The following is a 16,585-nucleotide window of genomic DNA, read 5'->3' on the forward strand; positions in this document are numbered from 1 at the left end:
ATGCGGTAAGGACTTCCGAATATAATAGTAAAAAGCAGTTTGGGAGTATTTGTTGTGAAAAAAATACAGTGGAAGCCTCTGCTTGGAAGCCTGCTTATCAGTCTTGGCACAGGGGCGGTCTCAGCATTTCTTGCTTCGGATAGTATGGAGAAGTACAGCAGTCTTTATAAGCCTCCCCTTGCCCCTCCGGGATGGGCATTTCCGGTGGTGTGGAATATTTTGTTTATACTTATGGGGGTTGCCGCCTATATCATTTATGAGTCCGATGCACCCGGAAAAGCGCAGGCTTTAAAACTCTACGGAGTGCAGCTTCTGGTAAATGCCTTCTGGTCTGTAATTTTTTTCAGGTTTGATGCATACTTTCTGGCATTTGCATGGCTGCTCCTGCTTTGGTACCTTGTCTATCTGACGATAAAGCAGTTTAAGGATATCAATGAGACAGCTGCACGATTATTGATCCCCTATCTTGTGTGGCTTACATTTGCCGGGTATCTGAACCTTGCCATAGCGGTACATTATATTTTTTGACCTATCAGGTATAGATTAAAAAAAATATGCTGATACTAAAAGAAAAAGGCAGAAAGAAGGTACTCCTATGGAAGAACATACAAAAAAACTCCTGGAGGAATGTAATTCCGGCTGCAAAATGGCTGTGAACAGTATGGACCAGGTCAGTGAATATATCGAGGACGAGAAGCTGAGCCAGGTAGTTGGGGTTTACCGGGATAAGCATAAAAAAATTGAGGACAAATCCTCAGAACTTCTGCAGAGATATGGAGAGACGGGCAAGGAGCCTGGAGCTGCAGCCTCTGTATTCTCCTGGTTTACCACAGAGATAAAGCTGATGCTTAAGGATGACAGAAACCAGATTGCCAAGCTTCTGATGGATGGCTGTAATATGGGGATTCAGTCTATCAGCGAAGACAGAAACAAGTATAGCGGCGCATCGAAAGAGAGCATGGATCTGGCAAATGAACTGGTGGGCATTGAAGGGGATTTCATGTGGGAATTAAAATATTTTTTATAAAATAGACAATAAATAAAGAAATGACAAAGCCTTGAAGGGATTCAGGGCTTTTTTCTTTGGAAATAATTGGATAATAATTCATAATACATTGCCGAAATTATGTGATAAAATTAATATAGTTAACAGAAAAGTTTGGTAAGAAGTTACCACAGAAAAGTACATAGGATGGGCGGGACTTAATATGTTAAAAATAGTAGTTGTTGATGATGAAGAGATCATCTGTGATTTAATCTGTGCTTTAATTGACTGGGAAAAATATCAGATGCAGCTGCTGGGCTGTGTGTATGACGGAGAGGAAGCCTTTGAGGTCATCTGCGATAAGCGACCGGATGTAGTAATAACGGATATTCGTATGCCTGGGATGGACGGATTGGAGATGATAAAAAAGGCAAGAGAGGAGAAGATAGAGGCTCAGTTCCTGATTTTAAGCGGCTATAAAGATTTCTCTTATGCACAGGAAGCTATCCGATTAGGAGCTGCTGCCTATTTGCTGAAACCCATCGAAGAAGAGGAACTTCTGAATACCCTCTTGAAGATTCAGGAGAAAAATGAAATTGCAATGGAGCAGTCAAAGGAGAAGCAGGCGCTGAACCAGCAGCTTGTGGACAGCAGGCATAGGCTGTGGCATCAGTTTTTGACGGATTTTCTGGAAGGAAGAGAGACTGCAAAGTATGGACTGAAGGAAGTAACAGAAGAAGAGATTAACAGGGTGTTTGGACCAAAATTTTGCGGGGGCCTGTACCGGGCAGCGGTGTTAAGATGGGATAATCCATACGGAAGCATCACAGAGGAGGAGTCCAGGTATCTTACCGGAAAGTGTATCGACTTTTTTTGCACCTGCCTTCCTGAGTCAATGGTTTGGTATGCCGCAGAAACGAAGGAATGCCAATTGGTGCTTTTAAACGGTACAGAGGAGGAAACGGGGCAGGAAGTTTGGACTGCATTTCATAAAATGCAGGCTTACGCCTCTGCGCTCAATGAGGGCGTGGTGACCGCAGGACTCAGTCGTACTGCACAGGTACCGGCCATGGTGCCTGCTTTGGCAAAAGAGGCGGAGAAGGCCTGCAGCATGCGGATTCTAAAAGGGTGCGGGAAGATATTGGAATATGATGCAGCTGCATTCTCCCCTTGCAAGGTGGAGGAGCTTCTGAGTATGAAAAAGGCGAAGGAGCTGCAGGAGCGTCTGGAACTTATGGATTGGGAACAGATGAAAGATGCAGCAAGGGAGCTTTATGAAAATATACCGGGAGAGGCGGATCCGGATGTGTACTATCAGCTGCATCTGAGAATTCTGACAGAGGTACTTCAGGGTTTGAGCTATCTGGGAGCAGAGGTGGCGGATATGCGCGGGCTTATAGAGCGAATGTGCAGAGAACTGCGCTGCTGCAGCAGTATCGCTCAGATTATCAGAAAGACGAACGGGCAGATACAGGAAATTCTATTGTCCTGCAAAGAACAGTCCGTCTTAAAGGAGAACCGTCTGGCCAACATTGCAAAAGAGTACATCAGAAAGAATTATAATAAAGATATCCGTCTGGCGGATGTGGCGGAACAGGTCTATTTGAGCCCAACCTATTTCAGCGCTATTTTTAAAAGGGAAACAGGAATGAATTTTAATGAGTATTTGACAGAATACCGGATAGAAATGGCCAAGGAGTTTTTAAAGAATCTGGAATACAAAGTGACTGAGGTGGGAGAGCAGGTAGGGTATGAGGATTCCAAATATTTCAGCAAAATATTTCGGAAAATGGTGGGGATATCCCCCAGGGATTACAGAAAGTTATATATGCGGGATAAGATATGAAAATGGTAAATAAAATCAGAACCTGGTACCGAAAAAGGAAAGAATATTATCATGTGCAGGCAGGGCTTAGGGGGATTCTGCTTGGGTGGGGTTTTTGCATGATACTGCTGATCACGGGGTTTGCACTGGCTGCGTTTCAGATTGCTGCCCGGGAGGCCCGGAGGGAGAAAAACAGTGCATATGAGACAATGGTTTCCTACGTGACCGGTGAAATAGAGAAGAAATGTGCACTTCTCAGCGGACTGGCAGAAGAGGCCGCAGAGATTCCACGGGAGCACAGGGAGGAACTGGTTCAGGCCTTTGAGGGGATGGATGGACTGGCAGTCTGGGAAAATGGGGAAATCGCCTGTTTTCCAAGAGAAGAAGCACTGTTTTTGGGATTTCTGGAGAGTCATAAAGGACAGTTGACAGATCCCGGGAACGGACAGAAGCTATTGATGGGAACCAGCAGCAGTTCTCGGTACCGTGTGGGAAATCTTCAGCTGGGGTGGATACATTCGGAGGCGGAGAAAAACATTATGGTCTCCAGTACCCTGGAGGTTTCCATGGATTCCGCCTGTGAATTTTACATATATAGTCCGGACAGCAACATGGTATATCCTCAGGGATACCTAAGGCCCGATTTTTCCGAGGTAAAAGCAAAACTTAGGGGAAGCTACCAGGGCAAAGCAATCCGGATTCCGTCTTACACGGTATTTCTGCAGAAGAGCAGCACCTATGGTTTTTATGGGCTTCTCTGTGTGAGAAACGAAAAGCTGGAAACAGAATTTACCGGCTATCTATGGCTGCTGGGAACCTCGGTCGGTATACTTCTGATTCTACTGCTGGGTACGTTTGTGATCTTTAAAAAGAAGGTATATAATCCTGTGATACATGTGGAACATGCGATTAACGGGATTCTTAACGGCAATCAGGGACTGGAAGTAGAGATTGACGATTCCAGTGAGCTGGCCTCTGCGGGGAGGGCTGTTAATTCAATGATAACCCATGTTGAGAATCTGACTTCCAGGGAGTACCAGTCAGAGATACTGAAGCGCCAGGCGGAGCTGAATGCACTTCAGAATCAGATCAATCCTCATTTTCTGTACAACACCCTTGAGTCAATCCGTGGTCTGGCTTTGCGGGAGGGGTCGAAAAATGCTGCTAATATGACAAAAGCATTGGCAAATCTCTTTCGGTATAACATTGATAACCGGAGTCTTACCGTTACTCTGCAGGAAGAGCTGACAAATATTGATAATTATTTCGTGATACAGAAGTACAGGTTTTCCAATAAGATCCGGCTTGTGACATATATTGACGAAGAGAATCCCCAGCTGAGACAGTATCAGGTGCCCCATATGGTGCTGCAGCCTATAGTAGAAAACGCAGTATGTCATGGACTGGAGACAAAGCGGGGAGGAGGAACCATTGTCATCATGGTTATGGCAACAGAGAGCAGGCTGATTATTACAGTCAGTGACGACGGCCTGGGGATGGATGAGAAAACCCTGGACCGGATTGAAGAACAGCTTCAGAGGGGCTACACCTCCGGCAGAGCCGGAGAGCGGACGGGTATTGCTCTGTACAATGTAAATGAGAGAATTCGTATACTCCATGGGGAGGATTACGGGATTCATGTGCACAGCACAAAGGGGATCGGCACAGAAGTAGAGGTGGTTTTGCCTCTGATCTGTCAGGAGTCAAAATCATAAAAAAGAACACCTTTTCATAAGGCGGTCTGTTTTTTAAAATAGACCGTCTTTTTATAATTAAAATATAACCGGAGGATAAAAATGAACAGGGAGATCTTAAGGTTACAGTCCATTACCCAGAGACTCTATGGAAACAAAGTGCTTTCTAACATTTATTTCAATCTGTATGAAGGTGAGATTCATGGGATCATTGGGATTAATGGAGCAGGCAAATCCACTTTAGCCCGGGTCATCGCCGGATGGCAGCAGGGATATGAGGGCACTATTTTTCTGGAAAATCAGAAGGTACGTCTTGCATCGGCAGAAATGGCAATGCATATGGGAATCGCTATGGTACCCCAGGATCCGGACACAATCAGCACCATGAGTATTGCAGAGTATATCTTTACGCTGAGAAAGGAAGCATCAAAACGTGTCCTGCTTCGAAGGAGAGAGATGGAAGGCAGAACCATTAAGCTGCTGGAGGAGATGGGATATCCCCTGCCTCCGGGGAGGACCATGGGGGAATTGACCAGAAGCCAGAAAAAATTTATGTCAATCGCTAAAACCCTCACTTATAATCCCAAAATACTTATTTTTGATGACACCGAGATTGGCATGGAGCCTGAAGACGTTAATTTGTTCTGGGGGATTATTAAGAAACAGTGTTTAAAAGGGATATCCTGTATCGTGATTTCACAGAATCTGCCGAGACTTTCAGCGGAGTGCGGCAGGATAACGGTTCTAAGAGGCGGGAGGATTGCGGGCACGGTAAAAAACGGCAGCTGCCCGGAGGCTCATATTATGAACCTGGTACTGGGCACGAAGGATAGAGAGGGTGACAAAATCTCAGAGATACATCTGGGAAGGGAGATACTCCGCCTGGAGGACATCAGAGGAATTTATCTGAAGAAGGTTAGTTTTTCCATAGCCCAGGGAGAAATTCTGGGACTGACAGGGGCAGATGACGCGGGAAAGGAAGAGCTGGGAGATATTCTCTATGGCTGTAAAAAGTACCGGTCGGGAAGCCTATATTTCTGCGGTCAGCCTGTTACAGTGAAAGACTCACATGAGGCAGTGCGTATGGGGATTGGCTTTATCCCCGAAGAGAGGAATAGGCTTCTTTTGGAAAACCAGACGGTAAAGGATAATCTTACTTTTCTGCAGATGCAGACAGCAAAAAATAGGTTTGGATACCTGAAGCCAAGCATAGCCGGGTATCTGGCAAGAGACTGGTGCGAAAAGGAGAATATCAGTGAGTTCGCCAAGAATACTCTTAATGAGGTGGGCGGCAATATCCGGCAAAAGCTGCTGCTTGGCCGATGGCAGGATAAAACTTTAAAGCTGCTTCTTCTAAACCATCCTACCAACGGGCTGGAGCAAAAGGAACGAAGGAAGACGCTGGAAAGAATATTGGAGTACAGCAAAAACGGCACGGCAGTATTGCTGATTACCAATGATCTGCAGGAGCTGGTCTCCCTGTGTCACAGAGTAATTGTCCTGAAAAAAGGCGAGATCTCCGGAGAGATTTATAAAGAAGAATTGTCAGAGATGGCGGTAACAAAACTTAAACTTATGTAACGGAAAATGAATAGGAAAGAGGGATGGCATGAACAGCAGAGAACGTGTACAGGCAGTTCTGACCGGAAAACCGGCGGATCGTCTGCCTGTAGATTTTCATTTCGCAGATGATACGGCCCTGCAGGTATTCGCCGGTCATTATGGCATGGGAGAGGAAGAATTTTTGACATATTTGGAAAATGATGTGCGTCATTTGTATGTGATGGACGAGGTGGAACTGTTTTTGCAGAATAGGCCGCTGATGAGATATGCTTTCGATCATGGATTCGCTTACCCAAATCCAGAAGATCCTGCTCTCTGCTTTGATCAGTGGGGGATCGGATGGAATATGGTGAGCGACGGGCAGCTTCCGGTTTCCAGTCCCCTGATGGACTGGGATGGATTGGACAAGGTACAGGCACCGGATCCGAATAGAAAAGAGAACTTTTATGTGGTAGATACCAACATTCAGGGGTACATAGACAGGAATCTCGCTGTTGACGTGGCACAATATTTCGGCCCCTTTGAGAAGGGATATCTCATACGGGGCTTTGAGGATTTTATGATGGACATGTACGAGGAGACGGAGAAGGTAGAGATCCTTTTAGACAGGATTACCCAGTATCGTGTGGAAATGGCAGAGGAGATCTGTCAGAGAGGAGTTACCTATGGGCATAGCGGGGATGATTTTGGCACCCAGGGAGGGCCCATTATGTCGCTGGCTCTGTGGAGGAAACTTTTTAAACCCCGTCTGGAACAAATCTGGAGTGTGTATAAAAGGCATGGACTCCCGGTGGTACACCACAGCTGCGGGGACTGTGAACAATTTCTGGATGAAATGATTGAGATTGGACTGGATGCTATCCATCCAGTTCAGGCCGCAGCTATGGATATCCGTGAACTGTCCGGGCGTTACGGAAGCCGTCTTGTGTTTTACGGGGGGTTTGACACCCAGGATATACTCACATTTGGAACACCAGAACAGGTGAGAGCCAATGTGAAGGAGACGATTGAAACTCTGGGCCAATATGGAAGGATGTTCTGCGCACCCATTAATATTATGAGAAATGTGCCTCTGGAGAACTTCGAGGCGCTGGTGGAAAGCGTACATCAATATAGATATGCAGAGAACTAAGGGAAAGCAAAAGGAGGAAAAAACATGAGAAGAATGTTAGCTATTTTGTTGGCAGCAGTATTAGCTATGGCAGGTCTTAGCGGATGCGGAGACAAAAAGGAAACAGGGACAGCGGAGACGTCGGGGGGAAGTGAGAGCGGGGAGAAAAAGGATGCTTCGGATTTTAAGGTAGGTTTATCCATGAATGTGCTGGTACATCCCTCCTATATCACAATGGAAGCCGAGATCCGAAAAGGATGTGAAGATCTTGGATATGAATATGTGTGTACCGATGCCCAGGAAAGCCTGGATAAGCAAATTTCAGATATTGAGGATCTGGCGGCCCAGGGATGCGATGTGATTTTTGTAAACACTTACGATCCAGATGTTCTGACACCGGTTATAAATAATGTTGCCGCCCAGGGAATCCGCGTGATCGCTGTGGACAATGCGCTGAGCGATGAGGCGCAGCTGGCCACTACCATCCAGGCAGACAATCACCAGAATGGAGTACTGGTAGGCAACTATGTGGCTGATACTCTGAAAGGCCAGGATATAAAGATTGTCTGTATCAGCGGCGCAAAGGGTGCAGAAGTATCACGTGTCCGCCGTTCCAGCTTTATTGAGGGCATCGTGGAAGAACAGCTGAGACAGGGAAGCGATGCCAAGGTGGAGATCGTAGCACAGGCATATACCGAGTGGTTTGCAGATGCAACTGTGACAGCAATGGAAGATATTATGGCTCTGAATGAAGAGTTTAACGTAGTATTTGCCGAGGCGGATGTTATGGCCATTGAGTGTTATAAGATCCTGCAGGATGCTGGGCTGTTGGATAAGGTTATGATAGTGGCAGACGCCGACGGGCAGAAAGAGGCTTTTGAACTGATTAAGGAAGGGGGAGCCTATAAGGCCACCGGACTGAACTCCATGACGCTTCTGGGACAGACAGCAGTGGAGACAGCCCAGAAAATTCAGCAGGGCGAAACTTCCTTCCCTTACAGAACCTATACGCCGAGTGCATGCGTAACCATAGACAATGTAGACGAGTACTACGACCCTGATTCAGCATTCTAAGAAACAGAACAGACTGGGTGCGGCGGGGAGGCCTCTCCGCCGTGCGGGTAAGAGAAGGAGATGGGGGTATGAAAAAACCATACGCAGTTGAGATGGAGAAGATCACCAAGACCTTTGGCGGAGTCCATGCGCTAAAGGAGGTATCTTTTCAAATTGTAAAGGGAACCATTCATGCGCTGGTAGGTGAAAATGGGGCTGGAAAATCTACCTTGATGAAAATATTGTCCGGTGCATATACCAAAGACAGCGGAAAGATTCTCATAGAGGGAAAAGAGATTTCGGAAGGCAGCACTTTGGAAATGAAAAAGGCAGGCGTGGGAATTATCTATCAGGAATTTGCCCTTGCCCCGGATCTTACGGTGGCGGAAAATATCTTTATTAACCGTATGAACCTGGGAAAAGGCTTTATATCCTGGAAGGAACTGAACCATAAGGCGGGAGAAATCATTGATAAGATAGGATTTCAGATTGAACCTTGTCAGAAAGTAGAGGAATTGAGTGTAGCCTTTCAGCAGATTGTAGAGATTGCCAAAGCTCTGGGGGAGGATGCCCGCGTCCTGGTGTTGGATGAGCCTACCGCCGTATTATCGCCCTATGAGACGGAAAAGCTATTTCAGGTTTTGAGGCATCTGAGAGAGCAGGGAACCAGTATTGTATATATTTCTCACCGGCTTGATGAAGTATTTCAGCTGTCCGATGAGATTACGGTACTCCGGGACGGAGAGGTGGTCAGCCATAACCGCACGGAGGAAACGTCAATGGACAAGATTGTCTCTGATATGCTGGGGCGAAGCGTACAGTCCCTGTATCCGGAAAAGACAGCGGCTGGAGATGAGACAGTGCTGGAGGTGAAAGACCTGAACCTGGGCAATATGGTACGGGGTGTAAGCTTTGCACTGCACGAGGGAGAGATATTTGGAATTGCGGGGTTGGTGGGCAGCGGAAAAACGGAGACAGCCCGGGCCATTTTCGGAGCAGACAAGGGTGCACGGGGAGAGATTGTGTTAAAGGGTAAGAAAATACGTCCGGCATCTCCTTATGAAGGAGTTAAAAACGGAATTACCTACTTATCCGAGAGCAGAAAAGAGGACGGGGTTCTGCTGGATATGAAAATACGGGAAAATGTTACCATGGCATCCATGAAAAAGGTGAGTAAATGCATGGTATTTCATATAAAAAAAGAAAAGAAGTATGTGGAGGAAATGATTCGCAGGCTCTCTATCAAATCTAACGGTTCGGAAACTCTTACAGGGGATCTGTCAGGGGGCAACCAGCAGAAGGTATCCCTTGCTAAGTGGCTCAGCGTGGACAGCGATGTACTGATTCTCGACGAACCCACCCGCGGGGTGGACATTGGAGCAAAAATGGAGATTTATGGAATTATTCATGAATTAGCCAGGCAGGGAAAATCAATCATTATTGCCTCCTCAGAAATGGAAGAGATCTGCGGTCTGTGCCATCGGGTGCTGGTGATGCACAAAGGTCTGGCTAAGGGTATTCTGGAACAGGAAGAACTCACCAAACACAATATTATTCACTGTTCTGTAGACAATCGTTCGGAACAATCCCCTAAAGCAGGAGGTATATAAGACATGGAAAAGACAGGAAAGCACAAAATTACTGTGAGTGAGTTTTTTGAAAAATGGAATACCGTTATCGTGTTTTGTGTTATTGTAATGATAGCTTCACTATTAACAACAAACTTTATGCAGGTGCAGAACCTGACCAATCTTCTGAAGCAGAATGCAGGGATCGGGATTATTGCAATGGGAATGCTTCTGGTTATACTTACTGGAGGGATTGATCTCTCCGTGGGCTCCATTGTGGGTGTGGGAAATGTTATCTTTGCGTATATGATGCAGACACACGGTCTGGGATATTCCATTGGAGTAACCCTGCTGGTGGGAGCGGCCTGCGGGGCAATCTCGGGATACTTCGTGGCATACCGGAATCTGCAGCCTTTTGTAGTTACGCTGTCTGTTATGACGGTGGCCAGAGGCTATGCCTACATAATCTGCAAGGGGGCATCTATCTCCATTAAGCACCCGGACTTCTTGGCTTTCGGATATGGTACGTTTTTGGGAATTCCCAAGCAGACATATCTCATGATTATTATCTTTCTGCTTATTTGGTTTGTTCTGCGGTATACGACTTATGGACGTATAGTAACTGCCATTGGAAGCAATGAGGAAGCTGTGCGCTTATCAGGTATCCGCAGCAGGATCTATAAGTTTTCTGTGTATGTGGTATCCGGGTTATTTGCGGCGACAGCGGCTATATTAAATTCTTCAAGGACGGGAGTCGGTTCTCCCCTTACCGGAGACGGCTTTGAGCTGGATGCAATAGCCATTACGGTAATCGGCGGTGTCAGTCTGAACGGCGGGAAAGGTACTGCCGGAAGAGTACTGATCGGCGTCTTTGTGATTGGCATGATTGGCAATATTATGAACCTGACAAAAGTATCTGCTTATACACAGCAGGTAGTAAAGGGCCTGATCATTTTGTGTGCGGTATTTATGCAGACGCTTCAGAAAAAGTCCAGAGCATAGGTCTAGAGAGGATGGAAAAGATGGAAAAAGAGAGAAGGATACCTGCTGTTATGAAGGCATTGGTGGCATATGGAAAGGATGACTATCGTCTGGAGATCGAGTACCCCACCCCGGAATGCGGACCGGATGACATTATAATTAAGACAGAGGCCTGCGGTATCTGTGCTGGAGATCTCAAATGCAGCCATGGAGCTGCTATGTTTTGGGGGGATGAGATGCAGCCGCCCTGGGTAAAACCTCCCTTTATTCCTGGTCATGAGTTTTTTGGACATATTGTGGAGTTGGGAGAAAATGTTAAGGACTTTGTGCTGGGGGAACGGCTGATCGCAGATCAGATCGTACCCTGCGGAGCGTGCAGGTTCTGCAGGGACGGACATTACTGGATGTGCCAGCCTCATAATATCTTTGGGTTTCAGGGATGCAACAATGGCGGAATGGCTGAATATGTGAGATATCCCAAGACTGCTGTACTATCCCGGCTACCGGAGGAAATGGGGGTGGAGGAGGCACTTTTAATTGAACCCTATGGATGTTCCAAACATGCAGTAGACCGGGGACAGGTGACGAATGAAGATATCCTGGTGATCTCAGGTGCGGGAACCCTGGGACTGGGGATGGTTACTTATGCCAGAAGGAAGAATCCTAAGAAACTGATAGTTTTGGACATGAAAGAAGAAAGGCTCCAGAAGGCCATGGAATTCGGGGCTGACATGGTGTGGAATCCGGGTACCTGTAATGTCGTAAAAAACATCATGGAACTGACGGATGGATACGGATGTGATGTCTATATAGAAGCTACCGGCCACCCCTCCAGCGTTATCCAGGGCCTGAATATGGTGAGAAAGCTGGGACGCTTTGTAGAATTCAGTGTATTCGGAGCCCCCACAACAGTAGACTGGTCTGTCATTGGAGATCGGAAGGAACTGGATATTTTAGGATCCCATCTAAGTCCCTACTGCTATCCTTTCGTCATAGAAAATATTATAAGTAAAAATCTGAAAACAGAAGGAGTTGTCTCCGCCATGTTCCCCATTGAGGAATGGGAAAAAGCATTTGAGTATGCCACAGGAAAATATGGGGATCTGAAGGTGGCAATTGACTTTAGATAACAGTGCGGAAAGCATGGGTTAAATGATAGGAAAAAGCCTTCCGGGACGCAGAAGCTCCCCGAAAGGCTTTTTTATGTGTCCGAAATAACTGCAGGTTAAGATTTTTTCATAATAGTTAACGAAGGCTCAGTAGTACATTCCCATAACTTCTGCTATTCTATAAGCAGCAAAGGTCAATGCAGAGATTATATTACAGGAGGAAACCCATGGAGTTAGGAAAGGTAATCAGGACATTCAGAAAAGAGAAACAGCTAACACAGGAGGAAATGGCGAGGCGTCTGGGTGTTACGCCCCCGGCAGTTAATAAATGGGAGAACGGCAACTCTTATCCGGATATTACCCTGCTGGCTCCCATTGCCCGCCTGCTTGGAATTACAACGGATACACTCTTGTCTTATCGTAAGGAGTTGACAGACCAGGAAATCCAGGAGATACTCACCCGGGTGGGTGCGCGTATGAAAAGGGAGGAGTACAGTGAGGTGTTCCAATGGGCTATGGGTGTGATTCAGGAATACCCCGGCTGTGAAGCGCTGATCCTGCCGGTTGCCCAGGTTTTGGACGCATACAGAGACATTCTCCAGGTACCGGAGGCAGAGAAGTATGATGAGGAAATCTGCAGTCTTTACCGTCGGATGCTGAACAGTACAGATTCTGCTGCTGTCCATACGGCCTTAACTGCTCTTTTTCTGATAGCCCTCAAAAAGGAGCAGTATGAACTGGCAGAACAGTACCTGGACAAGATCCCCCAGCAGAGAGTGGACCCTATGAGATACAGGGCATTGCTGTACGCGAAACAGGAAAAGAATGATCTGGCATATGAATTGTATGAGCGGATGCTATTTCAGGGATACAGCGATCTCACCTGGTGCCTGCAGGGGATCAGTGCCCTGGCAATAAAAGAGAATCATATGGATAAGGCAGAACGGATTGCCCAAAAGCAGAAAAAACTTGCGGAAATACTGGAGATGGGAAAGTACATGGAGGCTTCCCCGGAATTCTCACTGGCATATATGAGGAAGGACAAAGAAGCCTGTCTGTACCTGCTGGAAGAGATGACCGACGGTCTGGGAGATATGGCGCCCTACAGGAAATCAGACTTGTACAGCCACTTGCAGTATGCGAAACGCGGAAGCGAGAATACGGCGTTTATGATGCTAAAGGCACTGGAGGAAGATGAAAACCTGGACTTCCTCAGAGGGGAAGAAAGGTTTGAGAGGATTTTGGAGAACCTACGAGTGGTATTCTTTTAAAAATCTCTTCAGAGCATCTTCCCAGTGGGGCAGAAGGCCGAAACCGTTATCAGTCAGACAGGACTTATCCAGGCGGCTGTTTTTGGGCCGTCTTGCCTTTGCACCGTATTCTTCTGTGGTTAGAGGATGAACGGTGATATCTATATGAGATTCGGCTAAGATCCGGCAGGCAAACTCGTACCAGGAGCAGCAGCCCTCATTGGTAATATGGTAGGTGCCGTATGCCTCTGTCTGAATCATATCAACCATTAATTTTGCAGCATCCGGGGTATAGGTAGGAGAACCGATTTGATCGGCAACTACAGAGACTGGCTGACCGGTGTTTGCCCGCCTTATTATGGCTTTGACAAAATTATTTCCGTTGATTCCAAATACCCAGGATATCCGGACAATAAAATATTTTTCCAGCTGCTTCTCCACCGCCAGCTCTCCCAGGTATTTACTCTTTCCGTATGCGCATTGGGGGTTTCTATTATCATCTGGTTTCCAGGGGCGATCTCCCACACCTTCGAATACGTAATCGGAGCTTACAAACATAAATTTGCAGCCTGTTTTTTTGCAGGCAGTTATCAGATTCTGTGTCCCGGTTACGTTGACCATATGGCACAGTTCTGTTTCCTCCTCGGCTTTGTCTACCGCAGTATAGCCGGCACAGTGAATCACAGCATCCGGCCGGATATCCTCAACCGTGTGAAGTACAGCAGAGAGGTCTGTAATATCACAGTCTTTCGACCCAAGGCCCACTGCAGGGATTTCTCTGCTTCTTAACTCTTTTATAATATCATATCCCAATTGTCCGGTAGCACCGGTAACTAATACTTTCATACGCTGCCTCCTTTTATTCGATGTTATATTCTCTGAAAAAAGTGTAGATGCAAACCCTTGTACAATGAGAGAAGTCATCCGGGTTTCTTATAATGATACTGTAAGTTTCTCCTTTTTCCAAGAAAATTATTGTAAATAGATATTGTTAACCAATAATAAAAACTGGTTGACAATTCGCGAGCCATTCGATATGATATTTTGTGTGCAAAATATAATTACAGAAAAAGAGGAGGAAAGAACTTGAAGAGAACACTGACAGCGATGGAAATGGTATATGCAGGGCTTTTTACAGCGCTTATAGCTATTGGGGCGTTTATACAGGTGCCGGTGCCGGGAATGGATTATTTTACCCTTCAGTTTTTATTTGTACTCATGGCAGGAATGGTGTTGGGCAGCAGACTGGGCGCAGTGAGCGTGGGAGTCTATGTGCTTTTGGGCTTGCTTGGGCTGCCTGTATTTGCCGCGGGCGGGGGATTCGGATACATTTTCCGGCCGAGTTTCGGGTATCTAATCGGATTTATCGCAGCTGCCTTTGCTGCGGGATTTGTGACTGAGAAATTAAGGGCAAACTCCTATAAAAAGTATCTTTGGGCTGCCTTTGCAGGATTTGCAGTTACTTACTCCATTGGCTTGGTGTATAAATATCTGATGCTGAATCTGTATGTGGGAGAAAAAACAGCGTTTGCAATGGTGCTGGCGGACTGTTTTCCTCTGGATATGCCCGGAGATGTAGTGCTGTGCCTGGTGTCGGCAATGATTGCGGTACGCCTGGTGCCTGCCGCCAGGGGGATGGCCCTGAAGGCAGCCGGTGGGATTAAGGAGGATGTATCGGTTATATACGGAAAAGGAAGGGAGAATCAATGAATACAAAACTGCAGGAACTGAAAAACAGGGTGCTGAAGGGGGAGTCCTTGGGCAAAGAGGAGGCTCTTTCCCTTGCAGAGATGCCTTTAGAGGAGCTCTGCAGCGCTGCTGATGAGATACGCAGAGCTTTCTGCGGCAGCCGTTTTGATCTTTGTACGATTGTAAACGGAAAAAATGGGGCATGTACGGAAAACTGCAAATACTGTGCCCAATCGTCCTATTACAATACAAAGATCCAGGGGTATCCCCTGCTCTCCGGGGAAAAGCTGGTGGAGCAGGCACAGTACAATGCCGCCCGGGGGGTTCCCAGATATTCTATTGTTACCTCCGGAAAGAGACTAAACAGCCGTGAAGTGGAACAGGCTTGTGACAGCATACGAGACATCAGAAAGCAGACAGACGTGGCCGTCTGTGTATCCTTTGGACTTCTGGACGAGGAGGCATTCCGTAAAATAAAAGGGGCTGGTGCTGTGCGTGTACATAATAATCTGGAGTCCTCACGCAATTATTTCCCCAATGTCTGTACCACACACACCTATGATGAAAAAATTGCCACACTGAAGGCGGCCCAGGCCGCCGGTCTGAGTGTGTGCAGCGGAGGGATTATGGGACTGGGAGAGTCTATGGAGGATAGGATCGATCTTGCGCTGACAGTCCGTGAACTGGGGGTAAGATCCATACCTGTAAATATGCTGAATCCGATTCCGGGGACTCCATATGAGAAAAATAAGAGACTGACGACTGAGGAAATGTGCCGGATTGTGGCGGTTTACCGGTTCCTGGTGCCCGACGCCTTTATCCGCCTGGCAGGAGGCCGGGGGCTTATGCCGGATAAAGGGAAAAGATGCTTCCGGTCCGGGGCGAATGCGGCAATTACGGGAGACATGCTGACTACCGGCGGAATTACCATAGAACGGGATAAAAGGATGCTGGAGGAATTGGGGTATGAGGTGGTGAGAGGCTGTGAGTAAAGGTCTGTTTGTGACAGGCACTGGCACAGATGTGGGAAAGACTTATGTCACGGCTCTGCTGGTAAAAAAACTCTGTGGGAGCGGAGTGCGTGCGGGGTATTATAAAGCTGCGGTGAGCGGAAATGAAAAAGGCCCCGGAGGACTGATACCGGGTGATGGGGAGTATGTAAGAGAGATCTCCCAAAATGGCCAGTCACTGGCATCCATGGTCCCCTACGTCTACCGATGGGCTGTCTCTCCCCATCTGGCGGCAAAGCTGGAGGGGAATCCTGTAGAACCGGAAAGGGTAGCGGCGGGATACCGCAGACTTTCCCGGGAGTATGATTTCATCACGATGGAAGGCAGCGGAGGAATTGTCTGCCCCATCAGATTTGATGAAAAGGTTTTATGGCTGGAGGACATTATCAGACAATTGAAGCTTCCGAGCCTGATCGTGGCGGACGCCGGACTGGGAAGCATCAATTCTGCAGTGCTTACGGCGGAATATATGAAGCAAAAAAAACTGCCGGTGCAGGGATTTATTCTGAATCATTATCACGACGAAAGTATTATGGAGAGGGATAATCGGTATATGATAGAACAGAGGACAGGGCTTCCGGTGATTGAATGTATCGCCGAGGGGCAGAGGGAGCTTGAAACAGAGGCAGAGGTGTGGGAAAAAATGTACGCCTGAGCAAAATACTGTCTGTAAAAAACGGGTTTTGAGATTTGGTTGTTGAACCATCCACAAAAAGAGTGCCGCGGCCCATACAACCATGGAGCCGG

15 protein-coding genes are annotated in these 16,585 nt (G+C 47.0%); 14 read left to right on the plus strand and 1 reads right to left on the minus strand.

Annotation, left to right across the window (positions count from 1 at the left end):
• Positions 1-54 precede the first annotated feature (54 nt).
• The 11 genes from GKG41_RS14985 (at position 55) to GKG41_RS15035 (ending at position 13,160) form a co-directional block, all read left to right on the plus strand.
• Positions 55-528, plus strand: a complete 474-nt coding sequence (locus tag GKG41_RS14985; protein ID WP_226902148.1) for a TspO/MBR family protein — start codon at positions 55-57, stop codon at positions 526-528.
• Positions 529-595: 67 nt separating this feature from the next.
• Entirely contained in the window at positions 596-1,027 is a 432-nt protein-coding gene (locus tag GKG41_RS14990) for a hypothetical protein (RefSeq protein WP_154260038.1), read from the plus strand.
• A gap of 181 nt (positions 1,028-1,208) precedes the next feature.
• Positions 1,209-2,831: a response regulator gene (locus GKG41_RS14995; protein ID WP_154260040.1), complete on the plus strand. Its 1,623-nt coding sequence runs from the start codon at positions 1,209-1,211 to the stop codon at positions 2,829-2,831.
• Complete coding sequence (locus GKG41_RS15000; RefSeq protein WP_154260041.1) at positions 2,828-4,525, plus strand: sensor histidine kinase; 1,698 nt, start codon at positions 2,828-2,830, stop codon at positions 4,523-4,525. Before GKG41_RS14995 ends, GKG41_RS15000 begins: the two co-directional genes overlap by 4 nt.
• Positions 4,526-4,606: 81 nt before the next feature.
• Positions 4,607-6,085 carry an ATP-binding cassette domain-containing protein gene (locus GKG41_RS15005; RefSeq protein ID WP_154260043.1) on the plus strand — a complete coding sequence of 493 codons (1,479 nt, stop codon included), beginning with the start codon at positions 4,607-4,609 and terminating at the stop codon, positions 6,083-6,085.
• Positions 6,086-6,113: 28 nt separating this feature from the next.
• On the plus strand, positions 6,114-7,199 hold the full coding sequence (locus tag GKG41_RS15010) for a uroporphyrinogen decarboxylase family protein (protein WP_154260045.1): 1,086 nt from the start codon (positions 6,114-6,116) through the stop codon (positions 7,197-7,199).
• A gap of 24 nt (positions 7,200-7,223) precedes the next feature.
• Positions 7,224-8,252 carry a substrate-binding domain-containing protein gene (locus GKG41_RS15015; protein ID WP_154260047.1) on the plus strand — a complete coding sequence of 343 codons (1,029 nt, stop codon included), beginning with the start codon at positions 7,224-7,226 and terminating at the stop codon, positions 8,250-8,252.
• Positions 8,253-8,320: 68 nt separating this feature from the next.
• A complete protein-coding gene (locus tag GKG41_RS15020; protein ID WP_154260049.1) occupies positions 8,321-9,841 on the plus strand; it encodes a sugar ABC transporter ATP-binding protein in 1,521 nt (506 codons plus the stop codon).
• A gap of 3 nt (positions 9,842-9,844) precedes the next feature.
• Entirely contained in the window at positions 9,845-10,801 is a 957-nt protein-coding gene (locus tag GKG41_RS15025) for an ABC transporter permease (RefSeq protein ID WP_154260052.1), read from the plus strand.
• Between the two features lie 20 nt (positions 10,802-10,821).
• Positions 10,822-11,910 carry an alcohol dehydrogenase catalytic domain-containing protein gene (locus tag GKG41_RS15030; protein ID WP_173015612.1) on the plus strand — a complete coding sequence of 363 codons (1,089 nt, stop codon included), beginning with the start codon at positions 10,822-10,824 and terminating at the stop codon, positions 11,908-11,910.
• A 206-nt stretch (positions 11,911-12,116) separates the two neighbouring features.
• On the plus strand, positions 12,117-13,160 hold the full coding sequence (locus tag GKG41_RS15035; RefSeq protein ID WP_173015613.1) for a helix-turn-helix domain-containing protein: 1,044 nt from the start codon (positions 12,117-12,119) through the stop codon (positions 13,158-13,160).
• On the opposite strand, the gene rfbD is transcribed toward GKG41_RS15035, so the two are convergent.
• Positions 13,140-13,985 carry a dTDP-4-dehydrorhamnose reductase gene (gene rfbD / locus GKG41_RS15040; protein ID WP_154260058.1) on the minus strand — a complete coding sequence of 282 codons (846 nt, stop codon included), beginning with the start codon at positions 13,983-13,985 and terminating at the stop codon, positions 13,140-13,142. The two genes, GKG41_RS15035 and rfbD, sit on opposite strands and share 21 nt — an antisense overlap.
• A gap of 261 nt (positions 13,986-14,246) precedes the next feature.
• Here rfbD and GKG41_RS15045 point away from each other — a divergent pair, with 261 nt between their 5' ends.
• From GKG41_RS15045 to bioD, 3 genes are read left to right on the plus strand one after another with little or no spacing between them, the layout of a single operon-like run.
• Complete coding sequence (locus GKG41_RS15045) at positions 14,247-14,849, plus strand: biotin transporter BioY (protein WP_154260145.1); 603 nt, start codon at positions 14,247-14,249, stop codon at positions 14,847-14,849.
• Positions 14,846-15,820, plus strand: a complete 975-nt coding sequence (gene bioB, locus GKG41_RS15050; protein WP_154260060.1) for a biotin synthase BioB — start codon at positions 14,846-14,848, stop codon at positions 15,818-15,820. Before GKG41_RS15045 ends, bioB begins: the two co-directional genes overlap by 4 nt.
• Entirely contained in the window at positions 15,813-16,493 is a 681-nt protein-coding gene (gene bioD, locus GKG41_RS15055; protein WP_226902163.1) for a dethiobiotin synthase, read from the plus strand. The genes bioB and bioD overlap by 8 nt, the downstream gene beginning before the upstream one ends.
• Positions 16,494-16,585: the final 92 nt, after the last annotated feature.

Source organism: Lactonifactor sp. BIOML-A5 (assembly GCF_009677585.1).
Taxonomy (GTDB): Bacteria; Bacillota; Clostridia; order Lachnospirales; family Lachnospiraceae; genus Lactonifactor.